The following is a 21,380-nucleotide window of genomic DNA, read 5'->3' on the forward strand; positions in this document are numbered from 1 at the left end:
TCAGTATCGAATCTAGCGGCTGGTGAAACGGCTCCGCCTATTCGAAGGAACTGACCATTTAGTCAATTTATTGCTCGTTCCCGGACATGGACACGAATAAAAAATCCGGGAAAGCCCCGGATTTTTTATTTAATCAATCAGGCCGTACCGGTCACGCAATATGGCGATGATATCCGCCTTGGGATTATCGGACAATGTCAGCTTCTGGCCGGTAATTTTCTCGGCAATACCGACATAGGTGCGGGAAATATCCATCAGCACCTCAACCGGCAGCGCATTGTCACGCGCCAGCGCCTCTCGCTCGGGCATCCGCTCTTTATTGAGCAGAATATCGGGATCCGGGAAATGCTTGAGCAACAGCTGGCGGAAGTCCTCTTTCGAGTTCTCCACGATACGACCGTCGCGATAGGCCGGGCCGTCCCAGATTCGGGACGAGTCGGGGGTGCCCACCTCGTCCATGTAAATCAGTTTCTCGTTGCCTGCGGCATCGGTGACATAGCCGAACTCGAACTTGGTATCGACAAACACCTGATCGATTTTGGCCAGCTCCTGGCTTATCACCTCAAAACCTTCTTTCAGCAGCCGCTCGTAGTGAGCAATATCATCCTGACTACGGAAGTTAAGGGCGGCGAAGTTGTCTTCGATATTCTGACGAGTAATGTTGACGTCGTCCGCCTCCGGCACGCCGGGAATACCGGTGAGAATGCCCTTGGTCGAGGGGGTCATCAGCAACTCCGGCAGCTTCTGGTCTTTTTGCAGACCATCCGGCAGACGAATGCCGCAGAATTCGCGCTCACCCTTGGCGTAGCTGCGCCACATGGAGCCGGTGATGTACTGACGGCAGATGGCCTCTATCTTCACCGGGGTCGCCTTCTGCACTATCCACACGAAGGGATGCGGGATATCCAGAATATGGCTGTCGGCCAGGCCCTGCTCGCGGAACAGCTTGAACCAGTGGTTGGAAATGGCGTTGAGCGCCGCGCCCTTGCCGGGCACGCCCTGCATGCCCCCCTCGCCGTGCCAGATGCAGTCGAACGCCGAGATGCGATCGCTGATCACCATGATGGCCAGCGGCGCATCGGCGGCCACGTCATAGCCTTTTTCCTGGATCAGCCGGCGGCTGTCTTCTTCGGTCAGCCAGTATACAGAGCGTACCTTGCCACTGTGCACCGGCTGGTGGGTACGGATCGGAAGGTCGTTGTTAACGGCCAATACCTTGTCTGCGAGACTCATCGCGTGTGTCCTGTGTGTGGAGTGTTGAAACGCTGCCAAACACCGCCGCCGGGTTATTGTATTTATATCGAAGGGCGAGGCTGCCGGCGGCGCTATCTTATCAGATGTGAGAAAGCGGCAATAGCCGCTGCAGCACCAGCAGCAGCGACGGCGCGGTGGGCGCCAGCCACCAGCATGCCGCCAGCAGAGAGAGCAGCAACAGGTTGGCCAGCGGAGAGCGCCATTCGGTGATTTTGAGCGCGGTGCCGAACGATTTCTTCAGCCGCCGCCCTTCCAGATCGATGCTGTACAGCTCGTCCAGCAGCAAGTGGATCATGGCACCGATAAACACGAAGATACCCAGCTGCCAGGCCAGCTCGGCCGGCAACTGAAATAAACGAGAGCTAATCACCACACCACCGCCGGCAAACACCAGGTTGGCCAGCAGCGAATGCAGGGTACCTCTGTGCACGGTAAAGCGGGCGAAGGCCCAGCACAGGGGATAACGCACCAGCACATAGGCGACCGCCCCCAATACCAGGGTGTCGACCAGCGGCAGATATTGTCGGCCATACAGCAGCGCCAGCATGGTGCCGAGAATGCCGAACAGGCGGAAGATGATACGAATGGAGCGGGACGTATCGGCATCGATATCCGGCAGTATCCCTCCCAGTGTACCCGCCAGCCACAACAGGCCCGCCTCGGGCAGGGTCACCAGCTGCGCCCAGGCCAGCGACCCCGCCAGCAGGCCGCTGGCCACCGAGGCCACCTGAATATGCGTTCTGAAATCCGCCATCGACTACCTTCCCGGCTGAAAAGGCGCCGAGTGTAGCATGTGAATACTGGATAAAAAAACAGGGCCTGAATGGCCCTGTGATGGTAAGCAGACAACGTCGGAGCTTAGAAGCTCAGCTGACCTTCCAGCATATAGGTGCGGCCGGGCATGGGCACGCGACCGATGGGGCTGACATCGGCGCCACGGAAGTAGGCGTCGTCGTCCAGCAGGTTGTTGACGCCCAGACCCACATTCAGGGTCATGTCGTTGCCGAGCGGAATGTCTCGGCCCAAACGAGTATTGACCAGGGTATAGGACGGCAGCTCGCCCTTGCTGCCATTGGCAGTTTCGGTAACGGTATTATCCGCATCGCTGAAGCTCGCGGACGCATACAAGGCACTGGCGCTGGCGGTCCACAGGCCGGTCTGGTAAGTGGCGTTGGTGCTCACATGGTGTCGCGGTGCGTTGGGCAGTTCCTTGCCCCGGTTGGTACCGGTTCGTTGTTCACTGTCCAGCAGGGTATAGCCCAGTCCCAGCGCCAGCTGGTCGGTGGCCTGCCAGCGGCCTTCCAGCTCGATGCCCTGTTGGCGGGTCTCGCCCAGGTTTTCATACACACTCTGCGCCTTGTTGTACTGGATTTGATCCTGGTAATCGATACGGAACAAAGTGGCTGAAGTCTGCAGGCTGTCGGTCGGCTGCCAGCGCGCGCCCAGTTCGTAATTCCAGGCGGTTTCGTTGGCCACCGCGCCCTCACGGATCACCTGAGCGGTCTGTACCGGTACCAGGGAGCGCAGGGCATTGGCAAACAGGAACACCTGGTCGCTGGCCTGCAGGCCCACGGTCAGGCCGGGCAACCATTCGGAGGTATGGTTATCGCTGATGGCGCCGGAATTATCGTCCCGGTAATCGGTGCGCACTTCTTCGTAACGGATACCGGGGGTGATGGCCAGACGATCATTCAGCAAACTGATGGTGTCGCTGACATAGGCGGCATAGGCGTTGGTGACGAATTCCCAATCCCGCACCTGATCGTTGTAACTGCCGTCGGTCAGGGTCAGGCGGTTGACGTCGAATTCCACCTCTTCCCGAACATAACGGCCGCCCAGCATCAGGGTGTGGTTGCCCAGCTGTTTGGTCACCCGCGGCTCGGTGCCGTAAACGTTGAATATGCGGGGTGAATCGGCCACGACGGTGGATGGATTGGCTGGATCGCTCCAGTTATCCCAGTCGGTGGAGTCCTGACCAAAGAAGAAGGTTCGGTCCGCCCGATGGGCGAAGTTGCGCCACTGGACTTCCAGATCGTCGCTGGGGGTATGGATCCAGGTCAGGTTGGCGCGCCACATGTCGGCGTCGTAGCCATCATGAGGCCGTTGCGACTGGTTGCGGTTCGCCTCATAGGCGGTGGGGCTCAGGGCGCCGGGCAGATCGGCGGTCACGTCGTAATACTGCAGCTGGGCCTTGAACTCGTTGATGTCGTCCGCGAAATAGTCCACATCGAGAATGTAGTTCTGTACGTCGGTGGCGGCATGATCGCGAAAGCCGTTGCCCTGCTGCAGGTTGGCCTGAAACTGCAGGCCCAGATTGTCGGTGACGAAGCCGCCCACCCGGTAGTAAGTATCGGTCATGACATGGCCGGTATCCTCGGCGATCAACAGCCGCTCGCGCAGGGTCTGCTCCATCTGATTGGGAATCGGTTTGGTGACCAGATTCATCACCCCGCCCACGTTGTTGGGGCCATAATGCACGGCGGCGCCGCCACGAACCATATCCACCGCTTCCAGGCTGGGCAGGGTTACCGGAAACAGCGACACGCCCACATTGGTATAGGGACCGATGGCAATCGGATAGCCGTCTACCAGCAACTGTACCCGCTCGCTGCGCAGCGGGTTCAGGCCACGTACCCCGATATTGGGCAAAATGCCGGTGCCGGTTTCATCCAGCACCTGAATGCCGGGCACCTGGCGCAGGGCATCTTCCAGGTTGAGGGCGCCGCGTTCGTGCAGCTCTTCGCTTTCCACCACGTTACGGGCCCCGGTGTAGGTTTTGGCGCTTTCTTTGGTCGGAGTACCGAGCCAGTCGCCCTCCACCACCACCTGCTCCAACTGGCTGATGGCAACGGCCTCGGCGGCGGCCAGCGGCATGGCTGGCAGTAACGCCAGGCTGACCAGAACACTTAACGGGCGACGATGCAACCCGGCGGAGCGATTCACTTCCCCTGTAAAACTCATAAGAAAAACCCAAATGATAATGATTAATATTTAGTTATTATTTTTTATTGGGTTTATTAATTCAATGAAAAATTGAACTTTTTATCCGCCTCGTTGACGGCGCCTGCCATCAAGGGGCTATGTTTATCGACTCCTGAGCTCGGTCTGATAAATTTCGATATTAAAACTCTCTGGCCAGCGCCTCAAAGCCCGCGATAACGTCGAACAGCTCTTCGTCGATTTCGGCCTGACGCACACGGTGAAAAGTCACGCTGAACTCTGCCAGTAACTGGTCGATATTGTTGTCGGCACGCTGCATGGCCGCCAGTCGGCTGGCGTTCTCGCAGGCCAGCGATTCGGCACAGGCCCGAAACAGGGAAACAAACAGATATTCCCGGATCAGGGCCTGCAAGGTGGCGGTGCTGGTACCGATCACCTCCGGCAACCTGGTGGTGGGCCAGTCTCGCTCCACCAATTGCCGACGCCAGTGGCCATCCAGCGGCAGCAATCGCTGACTGACCGGCCCGTACCCTCCTCCCGGACGGCTCCGATTGTAAAACAGATAGAGTCCGCCGATATCGCCCGCACTGATACGGGCTTCGCTCGCGATAAGCATGTTCGCCACCAGTGCCGTGATCCCGCTAACGGAATGAGGCACCGTAAAGCTTCCCGTCAATTGCAGCCCCCTATCGGCCAGACGAGCCTGAACCCGTTCGCCCACCGCCCAGATCATCGGCGGGGTCGACAAATCGGCCAGCGTTTCACCCGCATGATCGGCCACCACGTCATTGAACTGACCCACCAGTCCCTGATCCGAGCCGAACACCAGAGCACCCGTAACACCGGCCATCGATGTTGCCGAGTCGGCGGTGATCCGGTGCTCGGAGGCGGCATGACGCATACAGACGCTGAGTCCCAATTCTATACTGTCGGCATAATCGGCCAGCGCACCTACCGCCTGCTCGTATTGACCGATGCGTGACGCCGCCAACGCCTTCATGGTGCGCACCACCGATTGCAGCTCGGTGGCGCTGTCGATTTGGCGGACCAGGCTGGTGGTGGTATTACTCACGACGGCGCTCCGGGCAGGCCGAAACACAGAAGGAAGAGAGTGCCTCGCGGGCGGTACCGATAATGGTCTCGCGATCCTGATCCGTTAACGGCTCAGTACCATTCAACCGCTCGCACAGCGTATCCGGAAGCCGGGTCGCGGCCTGGCGTACCGCCGCCTCGGCCGCGCCCATGTTTGCCGGGGGTACCGAATCGAACAAGCCCGAGCTCAGTGCCAGCAGAACGGTAATTTGGGCGTGCATGGCCACCGGTGTCGACTCGAGTTGCTTGAGGCAGGCGCGGATCCGCTGCCCGTGCTCGATGATCTTGCGGGTATGTTCATCCAGCCGGGCGCCGAAGCGGGCAAAGGTTTCAAGTTCCTCGAACTGGGCATAAGCCAGCTTGAGATCTCCCGCCACGGCCCGGTAAGCCGCCCGCTGAGCCTTGCCGCCTACTCGAGACACCGACTTGCCCACATCGACCGCCGGCAACATGCCCAGTTCAAACAGCGACGGCGACAGATAGATCTGTCCATCGGTAATGGAGATCAGGTTGGTGGGAATGTAGGCGGAAATATTCTGCGCCTCGGTTTCTATTATCGGCAGCGCGGTCAAGGAGCCGCCGCCGCACTCCGCCCGCAGGCGCGTGGCCCGCTCAAGCAGTCGCGCATGTATATAGAAGATATCACCGGGAAAGGCTTCTCGTCCCGGCGGGCGGCGTAGCAGCAAGGACAATTCGCGATAGGCTCGGGCGTGGTGGGTCAGATCGTCATACACGATCAGCAGATCCCGCCCCTGGGCCATGAAATACTCCGCGATACTGGTGGCGGCGTAAGGTGCGATATAGGCGAGCCCCGGCGGATCATTACCTTCGGTCAGCACCACCACGCTGTATTCCATGGCTCCTTTTTCTCGCAGGGTCGCCACCACCTTGGCCACCGCAGAGGCGCGCTGGCCAATGGCACAGTAAACGCAGAGTACCTGCTTTCCCCGCTGATTGAGAATGGTGTCGATGGCCAGGGCGGTTTTACCGGTTTGCCGATCACCGAGGATCAATTCACGCTGGCCGCGGCCGATGGGAATGAGCGCATCCACCACTTTCAGGCCGGTCTGCAGCGGTACCGTGACCGGCGCCCTGTCCATGATCGGTGCCGCCGGCTGTTCGATAGGCCGGCGTGCATGGCTGTTCACCGGCCCCTTGCCGTCCAGTGGCCGGCCCAGCGGATCGATGACCCGACCCAGCAGGCCCTCGCCCACCGCCACATCCATCACCCGGCCGGTACGTTCGACCTCGTCGCCCACCTGCAGGCGCCAGTATTCGCCGAGCAGCACCACACCTATGTCCTGTTCGTCCACATTGAAGGCGATGCCGAACACCTCGCCCGGAAAAATCAGCAGTTCATCGGCTCCCACCCCGGGCAACCCGCTTACCCGGGCAATGCCGGTAGACAGGCTGACAATCACGCCGACTTCGCGAGATCGCAACGTCGGCGTGAAGCTTTCCCGCCCGCGCCGCAAATCGGTAAAGGCGCGCTCAAACACCCGCTTCAGCGCATTTCCGGTCTCACTCATTCGCGTGACTCCGATTGTAACGACACCGCTGGATCCGCATCAGTCCTGGCCGAGTCAGGCTCCGCCACCCGCTGATCGATGTGCTGCTTCATCGCCGTCAGGTATTCATCAATGCTCCAGGCTACCTTGCAGCCATCGGCACAGAGCTCGATGCCGCTGACAAGCTGCGGGTCTGTCTCGAACGTCGGCTGAATATCGGCCGAAAACACCTCGGACAGCGCCGCCTGAATCTCGCGCTGCTGCGCCTGCGGTAACGTAAAGGCGCTGCATACTCGCACCGGCACGCTCACGGAGGCAAGCGCCTGGCCAAGTTGTGCTCGTTCTTGCGGGCCCAGCGCCTGCAACCGCTGCACCAGTACTTCGGCCATGCGTTGTTCCAGGCTGATGCCGGCCAGCTCTGTCAGTGCCTTGCGCGCAATGGCAAACACCTCTTCCCGGGTGTGGCGAATCAGCGTCGCATTCAGGCTATGCTGTTCACGCTGCAGCGCCTGCTGTCGTTGCGCGCTCTGGGCGTCGGCCGCCTGCCTGGCTTCTTCAAACAGTCGCCGCCGCTCGGCCGTGGCGTCGGCAACGACCCGTTCCATCCTGTCGGCACGCTGCTGCTCGAATTCGCGGTTCTTGTGGCGAAATTCGTCGCGCTCCCGCCGGGCACCGGCCTGTTGTTTTGCAGCATCGGCCAGCTCGGCGGCAATCCGTTTTTCCCGCGCATCGATGGCATTCAGAATGGGCTGATACAGAAAGCGCTTCATCAGCCATACCAGAATCAAAAAATTGAGTACCTGGGCGCCAACGGTAAACCAATTGATCAGCATGGCTTACTGCCCTGCCGCCTGGGCGACCGCATAATTCCAGAACGGATTGGCGAAAATCACGATCATCGACACCACAAAGCAGTAGATAGCAGTCGACTCAATCATCGCCAGGCCAACAAACAGGGTGCGGGTTATAGTGGCCGAGGCGTCGGGTTGTTGTGCCAGCGAGGTCATCGCCGTGGCCACCGCCCGACCTTCAGCCAGCGCCGGCCCCATGGTGCCAAAACCGGTGGTCAGGCCGGCAATGAAAATGGAAGTCACCGCAATCAGGGTCATGCTGTCCATACTGTCTCCTTGGCTTGTGGGCCCGGTGTCACGAACCGGGCTCTGTTTCCTGACCCGCAGCTTCTTTGCGAACCCGGGTGGCGGCCGCAATGTAAACCGCCGCCAGAATAGTGAAAATATAAGCCTGCACCATGCCGGTCAGCAGGCCGAGCACCGTCATCACCACGGGAAAAACAAAGGGCGTGATACTCAACAGAATCGCGATGATCATGGCCCCGCTCATCATGTTGCCGAACAAACGAACGGCCAGGGCCAGGGTACGCGACAGTTCGCTGATCAGATTGAACGGCAACATCACGACGGTCGGCTGCACATAGGAGGCAAGGTAGCCACGTAGCCCCTGCTCTTCGATGCCGAACAGCGGCACCGCCACCAGCACACACAGCGCCAGCGCCACCGTGGTAGATAAAGAGCCGGTCGGCGGCTCGAAGCCGGGTATCATGGTCAGCAGGCTGGAGGTGGCGACAAACAGGAACAGGGTGCCCAGAAAACCGAGATAGGTATGAGGGTGACGCAACCCCACCTCTTTCATCTGACTGACGAGGGTGGTGACGATGATTTCCAGCAGGTTTTGCCAGCGAGAGCGCGAAAGCCCGGTGGACAGGTTGCGGGTGATCAGTTTTGCTCCCAGCGCCAGCACCAACATCACCCCCCAAGTAAACAGTATGGTGGCATTGAGCTGAAAAACACCGTATTGCCAGTACAGGACTTCGTCGGGACTAAGGTGCATGGCCCTTCTCCTCTTCCGTTCCCGATGCGTCGACAGGAGGCCGAACAAGCGCCGGGCCAAGCAGCCGCATCAGCAATAAGCGCCCGATGACAAACCCGAGCAGACACGCCAGCCATCGTTGCCAATGGCCGTCGGCAACCAGATAAAATCCCGTCAGAACAATCCCCGTGCGCAACAGCAGGCTGGCAAGAAACAGCGAGGCGGGATGCGACGACGACAGGCCCCGTCTCACCGTCCACCAGAGGCCGCCGAAAAAAAACAGTCCCAGCGCCAGCCCGGCACCGCCAGACCCGGCCCACATCAGCGTATTACTCATGCTTGTCCTCCTGTTCATCACGCATGGCCTGCTCTTCCCTGGCCACCCAGTACCAGGCATTGAAACAGCCGATAATCAACCCGGCCATCAACAGTGCCAATGTCCAGGAATACTGGCCCGGCTCATGCTCATCCAGCCAGTAGCCAATGGCGGCCCCCAACAGCGTTGGCACCACCACCGACCAGCCAATCAATCCCATCATGCCCAGGCCAAACCACAAGCCGGGCGTGCGATGCCGACGAGCCTTGAGCTTGCGTGTCGCCTTGGCACCAACCTGCCTGGCGAAGTCCGTTTTTTTTTCGGGTTCGTCAGCCATGCTTTACCCTTACCAGACGACGCAGAATACCGCTTTCCAGTTTGCTCATGACCGAGCGCAGGTTTTGCTCCTGCTCGTCTCGTGACAAAAATTCCTGCTCTACCCGCCGGCGCAACTGCGTCAGCTCTGCCCCGCCCAGCGCCTGTCGCACCGACAGCCGCACCTCGCTACCGGCCTTGACCAGCACACCTTCATCCACCGCCACAAAGACTTCTCCCTCGGCCTCGGTTTCGTAGGTGAAAATGCCCGGCGCCAACACCGCCACGCAGTCCAGGCGACGAGGCCAGATCCCTACGGCTCCGCTCGTTGTTTCGGCCACCATACGCAGCACCCCGCTTCGTTCCGCGAAGACGCCATAAGGCAACAGGATCTTAAGTTTCATCGTTATCGGTGACATGCTTCGCCTCCGCAACCGCTGCAATGTCGGGGGGCGAATCGTCGGAGGCGGTCTGCTTCGCTTCATCCACCGCGCCTATCATGTACAACGCACTCTCGGGATAGTGCTCGAACTCATCCTTCAGAATGCGATCACAGCCGTTCAGCGATTGCTCCAGACTGACCAGCTTGCCGGTCAGCCCGGTGAACTGTTCGGTGGTAAAAAACGGTTGCGTCAAAAAACGCTCCAGCCGCCGGGCTCTGCCGACCACCCTGCGATCTTCCGCCGACAGTTGCTCCAACCCCAGCATGGCAATAATGTCCTTGAGCTCGGCATATTGCGCCAGAGTACGCCGGATCTCCTGCGCCAGCCGGTAATGCCGTTCGCCGACAATGCCCGGGGTGGCCATCTTGGAGCTGGACTGTAACGGATCGATGGCCGGAAACAGCCCTTCACTCGCTCGCTTGCGCGACAGTACGATGGAGGCGGAAAGGTGCGAGAAGGTATGCACCGCAGCCGGATCGGTAAAGTCATCGGCCGGTACATACACCGCCTGAATCGAGGTAATGGCGCCGGTATCGGTATTGGCAATGCGCTCTTCCAGCTGAGACAGTTCGGTGCCTATGGTCGGCTGATACCCCAGCCGTGACGGCATCTGCCCCATCAGGCCAGACACTTCCATGCCGGCCTGAATGAAACGGAAAATATTATCGACCAATAGCAGCACGTCCCTGTGCTCGTCGTCACGAAAATATTCGGCCATGGTCAGTGCCGCATGGCCCACTCGAAAACGGCTGCCCGGTGGCTCGTTCATCTGGCCGAAGATCATCACCATGTTCGGCAGTACCCCGGCCTGTTTCATCTCGCGATACAGCTCTTCGCCTTCACGACAGCGTTCGCCGATGCCGCAAAAGATACTGACGCCTTGCTGATGCCCAATCATGTTGTGGATCATCTCGGTCAGCAGCACCGTTTTGCCGACTCCGGCACCGCCAAACAGGCCCGCCTTGCCGCCCCGCTCCAGTGGCAACAGCACATCGATAACCTTGATGCCGGTTTCAAAAATTTCGGCGTTGGTAGATCGCCGCGCCAGCGATGGCGGCGCCCTGTGCACCGAGCGCCATTGAACATTGAACAGCTCGCCTTCACGATCGATGGTGTTGCCGAACACGTCGAACATGCGTGACATGAGCCCTTTGCCCACCGGGGCCATCAAGGGCCCTCCGGTGTCGGTAACCACCATGCCGCGAGCCAAGCCCTGGGTTGGCGTCAGGGCAATACCGCGTACATGATGCGCATCCCGCTGCGCCAGCACTTCAATCTGAATCTGCTGCTGCTCTCCTGCCCGCAGCAGCGAATGGATCGGCGGCAGCCGCTCATCGAAACGGATATCCACCACACTACCGCGCACCGAGGCCACCACGCCGGCGTTGGAATCCTGCTTGTTGTCCTGGTTTGTTATCACTCAGCCTCCGTCCCCCGCCTTCACCGTTATTCGCTAAAGTGTAGTGGCATCTCCTGCATCCATTCCTGTGAAGCAAACCATTACTGGTTATCGGTACCCGAGCAAAGGCAAAGGAGCTTGCTTACCGAATGCCGGCCACAAAAAAGGGGTTGCCTGATGCAACCCCACATATTTCTTCATGACCCGGTTCGCTTAATGGCTGGGCAGCAGACCCGGCTGTACCAGGTGGCTCAGGCTGTTGGCCTTGAGCAGGGCATCGGCCTGTTCGATGTCCGGGGCGAAGAAGCGGTCCTTGTCGTAGTAGCCGACCTTTTCACGCAGGGTCTGACGCGCTACCTCCAGCGCTTCTGTGGTCTTGAGACCTCCGCGGAAGTCCAGACCCTGACAGGCGGCCAGCCATTCGATGGCCAGTACACCGCGGCTGTTTTCCGCCATCGGCCACAGACGACGGCCGCCGTTGGGGGCCATGGACACATGGTCTTCCTGGTTGGCGGAGGTCGGCAGCGAGTCGACCGAGTGCGGATGCGCCAGTGCCTTGTTGTCGGAGGCCAGTGCCGCGGCGGTCACCTGGGCGATCATGAAGCCGGAGTTGACGCCACCGTTTTCTACCAGGAACGGCGGCAGACCCGACATATGGGTATCCATCATCAGCGACACCCGGCGTTCGCTCAGGGAGCCGATTTCGGCAATCGCCAGCGCCAGATTATCCGCCGCCATGGCCACCGGCTCGGCGTGAAAGTTACCGCCGGAAATCACGTCGTTGTCGTCGGCAAATACCAGCGGGTTGTCGGACACGGCGTTGCCTTCTACCAACAGCACCTCGGCCACCTGACGCAGCTGAGTCAGGCAGGCCCCCATCACCTGGGGCTGGCAGCGCAGGGAGTACGGGTCCTGCACCTTGGCGCAGTTGCTGTGAGACTGGCTGACTGCGCTGGACTCGCCCAATACATGGCGGTAACCGGCGGCGGCATCGATCTGCCCCTGCTGGCCACGCACTTCATGGATGCGCGGGTCGAACGGACGACGCGAGCTCAGGGTGGCTTCCACGGTCAGGCCGCCGATCACGATGGCGCCGGCGAACAGGTCTTCCGCTTCAAACAGGCCGCGCAGGGCGAAGGCGGTAGACACCTGGGTGCCGTTCAGCAGGGCCAGGCCCTCTTTCGGCGCCAGGGCCATCGGCGCGAGGCCGGCAATTTCCAGCGCCTGACCGGCGCTGATCACTTCACCCTTATAACGGGCGGTGCCCTCGCCCAGCAGCACGCAGCTCATGTGAGCCAGCGGCGCCAGGTCGCCGGAGGCACCGACGGAGCCCTTGCCCGGAATACAGGGATAGATCTCGTGATTAACCAGGGTCATCAGCGCTTCCAGCACCTGCAGACGGATGCCGGAAAAGCCACGGGCCAGGCCGTTGATCTTCAGCACCATAATCAGTCGTACCAGCTGGTCGCTGACAAGTTCGCCCAGGCCGGTGGCGTGGGACAGCACCAGCGAGCGCTGCAGGGTTTCCAGATCTTCCGGCTTGATGCGGGTGCTGGCCAGCAGGCCAAAACCCGTGTTGATGCCGTACACGGTTCTGTCTTCGGCGACCATGCGGTTAACACAGTCGACAGAGGCCTGAATCGCGTCGTGGCAGCCGGGGGCCAGCGTGAGCCGGACCGGCTGTTCGTAGACCTGGCGCATCTCGGCCAGGGTCATTTTTCCGGGGTTGATGGTCAGCGTCGTCATCACATTAATCCTTGTTAACCATGGGCAGATCCAGACCCTGCTCACGAGCACAGTCGATGGCAATATCATAACCGGCATCGGCGTGACGCATCACCCCGGTGCCCGGGTCGTTGCGCAGTACCCGACCCAGGCGGGCGGCGGCGGCATCGGTGCCGTCGGCCACGATCACCACACCCGAGTGTTGGCTGAAGCCCATGCCCACACCACCACCGTGATGCAGCGACACCCAGGTCGCGCCGCCAGCGGTGTTGAGCAGCGCATTCAGCAGCGGCCAGTCGGATACCGCATCGGAGCCGTCGAGCATGGCTTCGGTTTCGCGGTTCGGGCTGGCAACGGAGCCGGAGTCCAGGTGATCACGACCTATTACGATGGGTGCCTTCAGCTCGCCGTTCTTGACCATGTCGTTGAAGGCCAGCGCCAGGCGGGCGCGGTCTTTCAGGCCGACCCAGCAGATACGGGCAGGCAACCCCTGGAAGGCGATGCGCTCGCGTGCCATGTCCAGCCAGTTGTGCAGGTGCGGGTTGTCCGGGATCAGTTCCTTCACCTTGGCGTCGGTCTTGTAGATATCTTCCGGATCGCCACTCAGGGCCACCCAGCGGAACGGACCTATGCCTTCGCAGAACAGCGGGCGCACATAGGCGGGGACGAAACCGGGGAAGTCGAAGGCATTTTTCACCCCTTCTTCCAGTGCCATCTGGCGGATGTTGTTGCCGTAATCCAGGGTCGCGGCACCGCGTTCCTGCAGATCCAGCATCGCCTGAACCTGTACCGCCATCGACTGCTTGGCGGCCTTGACCACGGCGGCCTCGTCCTGCTTGCGCATGGCGGCGGCGTGTTCCATGGTCCAGCCCTGGGGCAGGTAACCGTTCAGCGGATCGTGAGCTGAGGTCTGGTCGGTGACTACATCCGGGGTGATGTTGCGCGCGACCAGCTCCGGGAATACGTCGGCGGCGTTACCCAGCAGGCCGACGGAAATCGCGTCGCCCTTGGCCTTGGCTTCATCGATCATGGCCAGCGCCTCGTCCAGGCTGTAGGCCTTCTTGTCGACGTAACGGGTGCGCAGACGGAAATCGATACGGGTTTCGTCACACTCAACGGTAATACAGTTGAAACCGGCCATGGTGGCGGCCAGCGGCTGAGCGCCACCCATGCCACCCAGGCCACCGGTCAGTACCCAGCGCCCCCTGGCTTCACCGTCGAAGTGCTGCTTGGCCACGGCGACGAAAGTTTCGTAGGTGCCCTGCACTATGCCCTGGGAGCCGATGTAGATCCAGGAGCCGGCGGTCATCTGGCCGTACATCATCAGGCCTTTCTTATCCAGCTCGTTGAAGTGTTCCCAGTTGGCCCAATGAGGGACCAGATTGGAGTTGGCCAGCAGCACCCGCGGCGCGTCGGCGTGGGTCTTGAACACCCCCACCGGCTTGCCGGATTGCACCAGCAGGGTCTCGTCGTCTTCCAGCCGGGTCAGCACTTCGGCAATGCGGTCGAAACAGTTCCAGTCGCGGGCCGCACGGCCGATGCCACCGTACACCACCAGATCTTCGGGGCGCTCGGCCACGTCCGGGTGCAGGTTGTTGTGCAGCATGCGATAGGCGGCCTCGGTCAGCCAGCTCTTGCAGATTTTGTTTACGCCGGTCGGTGATTCGATAACGCGGCCTGGCGCGTGGCGCTTGTCTTGCTGTGACATATTTTGCTGTGACGTATTTTGCTGTGACATGGTGTGTCCCTTTTACAGTGTCAAAGTATGAATTAACCGAGCCGCCAGCCGGGCCGTGTGGCCATCGACGTCGTACTCGGGATTAAGCTCGGCCAGATCGGCAAGTCGTAACTTGCCGCTGGCGGTAATCTGTTCAATCAATGGTTCAATTACATCCAGTGCTACCCCCCGGGCGGCCGGTGCACTGACACCGGGAGCCTGGGCGGCGGGAAACACATCGATATCTATGGTCAGGTACAGGTGGTCGCAGCGACCGATAAAACTGTTCAGCTCGCGCTGCATCTCGACCAGCCGGCTCTGGGTCATGGTTCTGTCTTCCCATGTCAGTACCTGCAGCTGTTCCGCCTTGTCGAACAGGGCCCGGGTATTGGAGGCCCGACTCACGCCCAGACAGGCGTACTGGAAGGGCCAGCCCTTCTGCTCACAGGCCTGGGCTATCTGGGCAAAGGGGGTGCCGGAAGACACCACGAACCCCGGGTCGCGCAGGTCGAAATGGGCATCGAAATTGATGATGCCGATGCGCGGAGGCTGCTCCTGCGTCGCTTCTTGTGCCGTAAAGTGTTGCGCCAGACCACTCCAGGAGCCGAAGGCCACCTCGTGGCCGCCCCCCATGACGATGGGCAGTTGCCGGTGTGCCAGGCACTCGGCGACCCGGTTGGCCAGGGCACGGTGCGCCGCTTCCAGATCTTCGCCTGCACAGACCACATCGCCGGCGTCATAAACCGGGGCCGACTGATGCCAGGCCAGGCTCGCCAGCGTCTTGCGCATGGCGGCCGGGCCCTTGGCGGCACCGGTGCGTCCCTTGTTGCGGCGCACGCCTTCGTCGCTGCAAAAACCAATCAGGGTGGTACCCGGCTCGGCCGCGGTGCCGAACGGCTGCACCTGCTGGTGCCAGCGGGCGGTGTTGGCCTCGGGATCGGTGCGACCGGTCCAGGTGCTCATGTCGATATTCATGCAAGCTCTCCAGACACAATGCGTTGAACGAGACGGGGCAGACCCACGCTGTAGGCCAGCTCCGCCGGGTTAGTGGTGTCCCACAGGCAGAAGTCCGCCTGCAGACCGGGCGCGATGCGACCCACCTCTGCCTGCAAGCCCAGCGCCCGGGCACCGTGGGCGGTGACACCGCGCAGGGCCTCAATGGGAGTCATACGAAGCAGAGTGCAGGCCATGTTCAGCATCAGTTTCAGGCTGAAGATGGGCGAGGTGCCCGGGTTGGCATCGGTGGCCAACGCCATCGGTACGCCGTAACGGCGCAGCACTTCGATGGGTGGCACCCTGGTTTCGCGCAATATGAAGAAGGCGCCGGGCAACAGGGTGGCGACGGTGCCGGCCTCGGCCAGCGCCCTGACTCCCGCTTCGTCCAGATATTCGATGTGATCCACCGACAAAGCGCCGGCCCGGGCGGCGGCGGCGCTGCCGCCCAGGTTGGACAATTGTTCGGTGTGGCCCTTGATGGCCAGGCCGTGCGCCTTGGCGGCGGCATAGACCCGCTCGCACTGCTCGACCGAGAAGGCGATGTTTTCGCAGAACACATCCACCGCATCGGCCAGCCCTTCGGCGGCGGCAGCCGGAATCATTTGGCTGCACACCAGCTCGATGTAACCGTCGGCATCGTCTTTGTATTCCGGTGGCAGGGCGTGGGCGCCGAGCAATGTGGTGACCACCCGAACCGGCAGCTCGCGGCCAAGGCGGCGCGCCACCCGCAGCATCTTCAATTCGTTGTCCAGATCCAGGCCGTAACCGGACTTGATTTCGACCGTGGTGGCGCCGTCGGCCATCAGGGCCTGCAGGCGGGGTCTGGCGGCTGCGAACAGCTCGTCTTCGGTGGCGGCACGGGTGGCCCGCACCGTGCTGATGATACCGCCGCCGGCACGGGCGATTTCTTCGTAGCTTTTACCTTCCAGCCGGGCTTCAAATTCGCCGGCGCGGTTGCCGCCGAACACCAGGTGGGTATGGCAGTCAATCAGTCCGGGGGTCATCAGGGCACCCTGGGCATCGATGCACTCGAAACCGGATTGATCATCGGTATTCAGTTCGCTCATCGGCTTGAGCCAGGCAATCCGGCCTTGCTGTACGGCCACCGCCATCGGCTCGGCGGCCGTATTCAGGCCATCAAACAGAATGGCATTCAACCAGAGGCGTGATGATGACTGAATCATGAAGATGTCCTTGATAAGTAATTTGTATATACATTTAATCCTATTTTTTTTATCTGGCAACCCCCGGGAAGTGAATTGAGCAAAAAATTTGACTCAACCCACACTACAAGCATAGGAGCCATTAACTTTTATTGTCTTTGTATATACATTGTACATTCATTATCCACATCGGTTACTCATCGCTAGTGACAAGGAGTTCTCATGAATCGGGTTACGGAGCAATCTAACGTCCCCGGCAAGGCCATCGGCCGGCTGCTCGGGTTGAGTACCGTCGGCATTTTTATCTTCTTTATTCCCATCAGCCTGCAGGGCAAGACCAGTATTCCGCTGGATCATATGGTCGGCTGGCTGCGCGCCGCCCTGGGTGAAACCGGCGCCGGCTGGTATGCCATGGCGATGATACTGGCGGGGGCGGTTTACCCGCTGATTACCGGGCGCTGGAAGCACAGTCTGACCGACCGCGTTTTTCTGCTGCTGAAGTGGCTGGGTGTTATCGCCGGCGCGCTGGCGCTCACCGGTGCCGGCCCTGCCGCCCTGCAGACGCCGGACATGCTGCCGTTTCTGTTCAACAAACTGGTGATTTCGGTGGGGCTGATCGTGCCCATCGGCTCGGTGTTTCTGGCCTTTCTGGTGGGCTATGGCCTGCTGGAAGCCATCGGTATTCTGGTGCAAAAGCTGATGCAGCCCATCTGGCGCACGCCGGGCCGCTCCGCCATCGATGCGGTCGCTTCTTTCGTCGGCAGCTACTCCATCGGCCTGCTGATTACCAACCGGGTCTATGTGTCCGGCCATTACTCGGCCCGGGAAGCGGCCATTATCGCCACCGGTTTTTCCACCGTGTCCGCCACCTTCATGATTATCGTGGCCAAAACTCTGGGGCTGATGGAGATCTGGAACCAGTACTTCTGGCTGACCCTGCTGATCACCTTTGTGGTCACCGCCATCACGGTACGGCTACCGCCACTGTCACGGCTGGATAACCGGGCCGAGCACCGGGAGCCGGCCTGCGAGAACGGCAACCGTCTGGGTATTGCCTGGCAGAATGGTCTGGAGATTGCCGAGCAGGCGCCGTCGCTCGGGCGCAACGTGATTGACAACTTCAAGGACGGCCTGGTGATGACCATCAGCATATTGCCGTCCATCATGTCGGTGGGGCTGATTGGCCTGCTGGTGGCCAAGTACACGCCGATGTTCGACTGGCTGGGCTACCTGTTCTACCCGGTGACCTGGCTGTGGGGAGTGGAAGACGGCATGCTGCTGTCCAAGGCCACCGCCTCGGGACTGGCAGAAATGTTTCTGCCGGCGCTGTTGATGGCCGAAGCCGACTTTGTCGCCCGCTTCGCCGCCGGTGTGGTGTGCGTGTCGTCGATACTGTTTTTCTCGGCGTCCATCCCCTGCATTCTGGCCACCCGACTGCCGCTGAAAGTGGGCACCCTGGTGCTGGTGTGGTTTATCCGCGCCTTTTTAAGCCTGCTGCTGGCCATTCCCGTGGCCATGCTGATCGCTCCCTGACCCCTACCAACAGCTTAGAACTTGAAGGCAGCGACCGAGTACCTCTAAGCAGACCCTCTGCGCCAGGGCCGGAAAGTGCTCCTGCTGTTCCGGCATTTCCGCCATCCCTGGCGGTCAGAAGGCGCGGTGGAGCCCCCAGGGAGGGGTTTACGGCGTGTCTGCGTGCGGTACTCGGTTGGTATTTAAACTCTCGGGGTTACTATTAAATTTCCTCTCACCGGCCACCTCCACGCTCCGGGCTGGCTCCAGCTGCGGCTTACCGTTAAGATGTTGCCTTTTACACGAGACGACCTCATGGCCCTGACCGCCACCCTGCATAAAGTCCGCATGAATATCAGCGACTTGCACCGACACTATTACCAGGAACACAGCCTTACCGTGGCCCAGCATCCGTCCGAAACCGACACCCGGCTGATGGTGCGCCTGCTGGCCTTTATGCGCCACGCAGACGAGGACCTCGGCTTTACCAAGGGACTGAGCACCGACGACGAGCCCGAGCTATGGCAGAAATCGCCGGATGGCCGCACTCTGTTGTGGGTCGAGTTGGGTGAGCCCAGCGTCAAGCGCATCAAACAGGCGCTGTCCCGGGCCGAGCAGGTGGTGGTGTACAGCTATGGCGGGCGCAGCGCCCAGGAATGGTGGAACAAGCATCAAACCGAGCTGGGCCAGTTGCCCCGGCTGCAGATTTATCACCTGGCCGACCCGCAACCGGCACAACTGGCCGAGCTGTGTGCCCGCAGCATCGATTTGTTTGCCACCCTGCAGGAAAGTGAAATTCAGCTCACCGATGGCGAACACAGCCTGGACCTGATACTCGAGCAGTGGCGGTAAATTTTAGGGACTGGGGATTAGGGATTCGGGATTCGGGATTCGGGATTCGGGATTCGGGATTCGGGAGCATTATCCACTCCCCAATCCCCAGTCCCTAATCCCGCCACTCAGAGCTTAAGCGTTGAGCGCAGCTTGTATTTGTCGCCCGGATGCCACAGTCGGGCAAAACTGACCAGCTGATGCAACGACCAGGTGCGCCGGGTCACCAGCAGGCAGGGGGAGTCCGGCGATATCTGAAGCCAGTCGCAGATCTCGGCAGGCGCCATGCGGGCCTCTACTATATGTTCCAGATCCGACAGCGGGCAATGCGCCACCAGATAGGCGTTGGGCGTTTGCTGGCTAAAATCACACTGCAGATAGCCGGGCGCCAACGCCGGGTTGACGAAGCGCTCTTCCACCTGAATGGGAACACCATTCTCCTGGTGCACTATCACCGAATGAAACACCCGGGCGTGGAGCCGCACGCCCATGTGCAGCGCGACTTCTTCGTTGGCCCGCATCGCTTCCAGCACGATAACGCTGTTACTGTATTCGTGACCGCGGCTTTGCACCTCGTCGGCTATATTGCTGATATCCGCCAGCGGTGATTCGGCCTTGGGTTCGGTGACGAAGGTGCCCAGCCCGGCCCGCCGCATCAGATAGCCTTCCTGCACCAGATCCCGAATGGCCTTGTGCGCCGTCATTCGGCTGACCTTGAATTGCCCGGCCAGCTCCTGCTCGGGCGGTATCTGCTGATGCAAGGGATACTCGCCAGACTCGATTCGAACCAGAATATGCTGCTTGATCTGCTGATAAAGGGGTATGGATTGGGTCACGTGGCCTCCTGTAACAATTTCAATTGTACATACAATTGCCGGGCTGTCACATACCACTCCCGGTTAAACCATGAACCGGATCCCGCCAAGGCTTTAAACAACCATCAATTTACGCTATGGTGCGCGCAAATTCAGTTCGCCATCGGCAGGAATACCTTGGACAAACATGAAGAAGTGCTGGTGGCACTGCGCCAGATCATCCGTGCAATCGACCTTCACTCCCGTCAGCTCAGCAAGGCCTCCGGCCTGACCGGCCCTCAGCTGCTGCTGCTGCAGGCCATCAGCGAGCATGGCGACATTACCATGCGCAATCTGGCCCAGGCCACGCACATGAGCCAGGCCACCGCCACCACCATTATCGACCGGCTGGAACAAAAGCAGCTGGTGCGGCGTGAGCGCAGTCAGACCGACAAACGCAAGGTGTATGCCGTGCTGACCGACGATGGCAAAGCCAAAATCAAGACGGCACCACGACCGTTGCAGGAAAGCTTTATCCAGCGTTTTCAGTCACTGGAAGATTGGGAACAGAATCTGCTGTTGTCTTCGGTACAGCGAATTTCGTCGATGATGAACGCCGACGCTCTGGACGTGGCCCCGCTGCTGCAGGTAGGCAGCCTGCTGCACGAATAAGATGATGTGAGGGGTAAAAGGGTGAGGTGTGAGGAGTGATGAGTAAATCACCTCCCCTTACCCCTTACCTCTTACCCCTTACCTCTTACCCCTTACCCCTTACCCCTTACCCCTTACCTCTTACCCTTCACGCTCTTATCATTGCCCGCATTATTCCAACCCGATACCGATATTGGACACCCCGCCCTGGGCGGCAAAGTCCCGAATGGCCAGAATGGTTTCGGCCTCTCTCGGCTGACTCACTCGCTCCAGCAGCTCTACCTGAAATTCCATCTCCGCCATCATCAGCTCGTCTTCGTACAACTCTTCTTCACTCAGATCCCGCTCTGCCAGCAATTCGGCAAAACCGGCCACGGTACCGAGCGAGGCACCGCTGGCTTCGATGGCTTCTTCACCGATGCGACAAATCACCGAGTTATAAGCCGCGCCCAGCGCAACACAGGCATCCAGTGCCGGATAGGCGCCGTAACTTTCAAAGCGGGAAGGATCGGGAATAAAACCTTCAAATGCTTCAAGCTCGGCGGTCAGATCTACCTTGGATCCCTTGACCGTCAGATAGGTCCAGAGGGTATCCAGTGTCGAGCGCAGACGCTCTCCGTTACCGAATCCGGAGGTATCGCTGAACAACCGGTAATTGGGATACATCCGCTCGGCCAGCGCCAGTGCAAACACTGTCTGCTGCCATGGAGCCAGCTTGTTGATTTTTTTATAAAATTTATCACCGAACACGGATATTTCCTTGTGGTTGGGGCTGCCGCCTTGTGGCCGTTTTGACCGTTTGCGGCCGAGGCTCACATTTTATGCGGGAAACACTGGTATAAGTTTATGCTTATGCCATTGTCTCATAAAACGCTGATACAAAAAGCATGTTGAGGA

At 60.1% G+C, this 21,380-nt stretch carries 21 protein-coding genes; 3 read left to right on the top strand and 18 right to left on the bottom strand.

The window, feature by feature from the left end:
• Positions 1-129: 129 nt before the first annotated feature.
• The 16 genes from Q0753_RS01165 to hutI all read right to left on the bottom strand — a co-directional run bounded on the left by Q0753_RS01165 (position 130) and on the right by hutI (position 16,716).
• Complete coding sequence (locus Q0753_RS01165) at positions 130-1,233, bottom strand: phosphoribosylaminoimidazolesuccinocarboxamide synthase (protein WP_298715986.1); 1,104 nt, start codon at positions 1,231-1,233, stop codon at positions 130-132.
• A gap of 100 nt (positions 1,234-1,333) precedes the next feature.
• Complete coding sequence (locus Q0753_RS01170; RefSeq protein WP_298715988.1) at positions 1,334-2,008, bottom strand: metal-dependent hydrolase; 675 nt, start codon at positions 2,006-2,008, stop codon at positions 1,334-1,336.
• A 104-nt stretch (positions 2,009-2,112) separates the two neighbouring features.
• Complete coding sequence (locus tag Q0753_RS01175) at positions 2,113-4,215, bottom strand: TonB-dependent siderophore receptor (RefSeq protein ID WP_298715990.1); 2,103 nt, start codon at positions 4,213-4,215, stop codon at positions 2,113-2,115.
• Between the two features lie 160 nt (positions 4,216-4,375).
• On the bottom strand, positions 4,376-5,266 hold the full coding sequence (locus tag Q0753_RS01180; protein ID WP_298715993.1) for a F0F1 ATP synthase subunit gamma: 891 nt from the start codon (positions 5,264-5,266) through the stop codon (positions 4,376-4,378).
• Positions 5,259-6,815: an alternate F1F0 ATPase, F1 subunit alpha gene (locus Q0753_RS01185; RefSeq protein ID WP_298715995.1), complete on the bottom strand. Its 1,557-nt coding sequence runs from the start codon at positions 6,813-6,815 to the stop codon at positions 5,259-5,261. Before Q0753_RS01185 ends, Q0753_RS01180 begins: the two co-directional genes overlap by 8 nt.
• Positions 6,812-7,627, bottom strand: coding sequence for a F0F1 ATP synthase subunit delta (locus Q0753_RS01190; protein ID WP_298715997.1), 816 nt, complete (start codon positions 7,625-7,627; stop codon positions 6,812-6,814). Before Q0753_RS01190 ends, Q0753_RS01185 begins: the two co-directional genes overlap by 4 nt.
• A gap of 3 nt (positions 7,628-7,630) precedes the next feature.
• Entirely contained in the window at positions 7,631-7,912 is a 282-nt protein-coding gene (locus Q0753_RS01195; RefSeq protein ID WP_298715999.1) for a F0F1 ATP synthase subunit C, read from the bottom strand.
• Between the two features lie 28 nt (positions 7,913-7,940).
• Entirely contained in the window at positions 7,941-8,642 is a 702-nt protein-coding gene (locus Q0753_RS01200; protein ID WP_298716001.1) for a F0F1 ATP synthase subunit A, read from the bottom strand.
• A complete protein-coding gene (locus Q0753_RS01205; RefSeq protein ID WP_298716003.1) occupies positions 8,632-8,958 on the bottom strand; it encodes an ATP synthase subunit I in 327 nt (108 codons plus the stop codon). Before Q0753_RS01205 ends, Q0753_RS01200 begins: the two co-directional genes overlap by 11 nt.
• The gene (locus tag Q0753_RS01210; protein WP_298716005.1) at positions 8,951-9,274 is read right to left on the bottom strand and encodes an AtpZ/AtpI family protein; all 324 of its coding nucleotides are present in this window, start codon (positions 9,272-9,274) and stop codon (positions 8,951-8,953) included. Before Q0753_RS01210 ends, Q0753_RS01205 begins: the two co-directional genes overlap by 8 nt.
• Positions 9,267-9,656, bottom strand: a complete 390-nt coding sequence (locus Q0753_RS01215; protein ID WP_298716007.1) for a F0F1 ATP synthase subunit epsilon — start codon at positions 9,654-9,656, stop codon at positions 9,267-9,269. Before Q0753_RS01215 ends, Q0753_RS01210 begins: the two co-directional genes overlap by 8 nt.
• Positions 9,646-11,112, bottom strand: coding sequence for a F0F1 ATP synthase subunit beta (gene atpD / locus Q0753_RS01220; protein WP_367179483.1), 1,467 nt, complete (start codon positions 11,110-11,112; stop codon positions 9,646-9,648). The genes Q0753_RS01215 and atpD overlap by 11 nt, the downstream gene beginning before the upstream one ends.
• A 195-nt stretch (positions 11,113-11,307) precedes the next feature.
• Entirely contained in the window at positions 11,308-12,840 is a 1,533-nt protein-coding gene (hutH, locus tag Q0753_RS01225; RefSeq protein ID WP_298716011.1) for a histidine ammonia-lyase, read from the bottom strand.
• Positions 12,841-12,844: 4 nt separating this feature from the next.
• Complete coding sequence (gene hutU, locus Q0753_RS01230; RefSeq protein WP_298716072.1) at positions 12,845-14,527, bottom strand: urocanate hydratase; 1,683 nt, start codon at positions 14,525-14,527, stop codon at positions 12,845-12,847.
• 42 nt (positions 14,528-14,569) lie between these two features.
• Positions 14,570-15,511 carry a formimidoylglutamase gene (hutG, locus tag Q0753_RS01235; RefSeq protein ID WP_298716014.1) on the bottom strand — a complete coding sequence of 314 codons (942 nt, stop codon included), beginning with the start codon at positions 15,509-15,511 and terminating at the stop codon, positions 14,570-14,572.
• The gene (gene hutI / locus Q0753_RS01240) at positions 15,508-16,716 is read right to left on the bottom strand and encodes an imidazolonepropionase (RefSeq protein WP_298716016.1); all 1,209 of its coding nucleotides are present in this window, start codon (positions 16,714-16,716) and stop codon (positions 15,508-15,510) included. The genes hutG and hutI overlap by 4 nt, the downstream gene beginning before the upstream one ends.
• Before the next feature lie 201 nt (positions 16,717-16,917).
• Between hutI and Q0753_RS01245 the strand changes: the two genes are divergently transcribed.
• Both Q0753_RS01245 and Q0753_RS01250 read left to right on the top strand, forming a co-directional pair.
• Entirely contained in the window at positions 16,918-18,228 is a 1,311-nt protein-coding gene (locus tag Q0753_RS01245; protein WP_298716018.1) for a YjiH family protein, read from the top strand.
• A 294-nt stretch (positions 18,229-18,522) separates the two neighbouring features.
• Positions 18,523-19,059 (top strand): YaeQ family protein, encoded by a 537-nt coding sequence (locus Q0753_RS01250; protein ID WP_298716020.1) that lies wholly within the window; start codon positions 18,523-18,525, stop codon positions 19,057-19,059.
• A 107-nt stretch (positions 19,060-19,166) separates the two neighbouring features.
• Here Q0753_RS01250 and hutC read toward each other — a convergent pair whose 3' ends face one another.
• Entirely contained in the window at positions 19,167-19,874 is a 708-nt protein-coding gene (gene hutC, locus Q0753_RS01255; protein WP_298716022.1) for a histidine utilization repressor, read from the bottom strand.
• A 156-nt stretch (positions 19,875-20,030) separates the two neighbouring features.
• Here hutC and Q0753_RS01260 point away from each other — a divergent pair, with 156 nt between their 5' ends.
• The gene (locus Q0753_RS01260) at positions 20,031-20,504 is read left to right on the top strand and encodes a MarR family winged helix-turn-helix transcriptional regulator (RefSeq protein ID WP_298716024.1); all 474 of its coding nucleotides are present in this window, start codon (positions 20,031-20,033) and stop codon (positions 20,502-20,504) included.
• Between the two features lie 150 nt (positions 20,505-20,654).
• Here Q0753_RS01260 and Q0753_RS01265 read toward each other — a convergent pair whose 3' ends face one another.
• Positions 20,655-21,233 carry a YjaG family protein gene (locus Q0753_RS01265; RefSeq protein WP_298716026.1) on the bottom strand — a complete coding sequence of 193 codons (579 nt, stop codon included), beginning with the start codon at positions 21,231-21,233 and terminating at the stop codon, positions 20,655-20,657.
• Between the last annotated feature and the right edge of the window lie 147 nt (positions 21,234-21,380).

It is taken from the genome of uncultured Oceanisphaera sp. (assembly GCF_947495715.1).
Lineage (GTDB): Bacteria > Pseudomonadota > Gammaproteobacteria > Enterobacterales > Aeromonadaceae > Oceanimonas > Oceanimonas sediminis.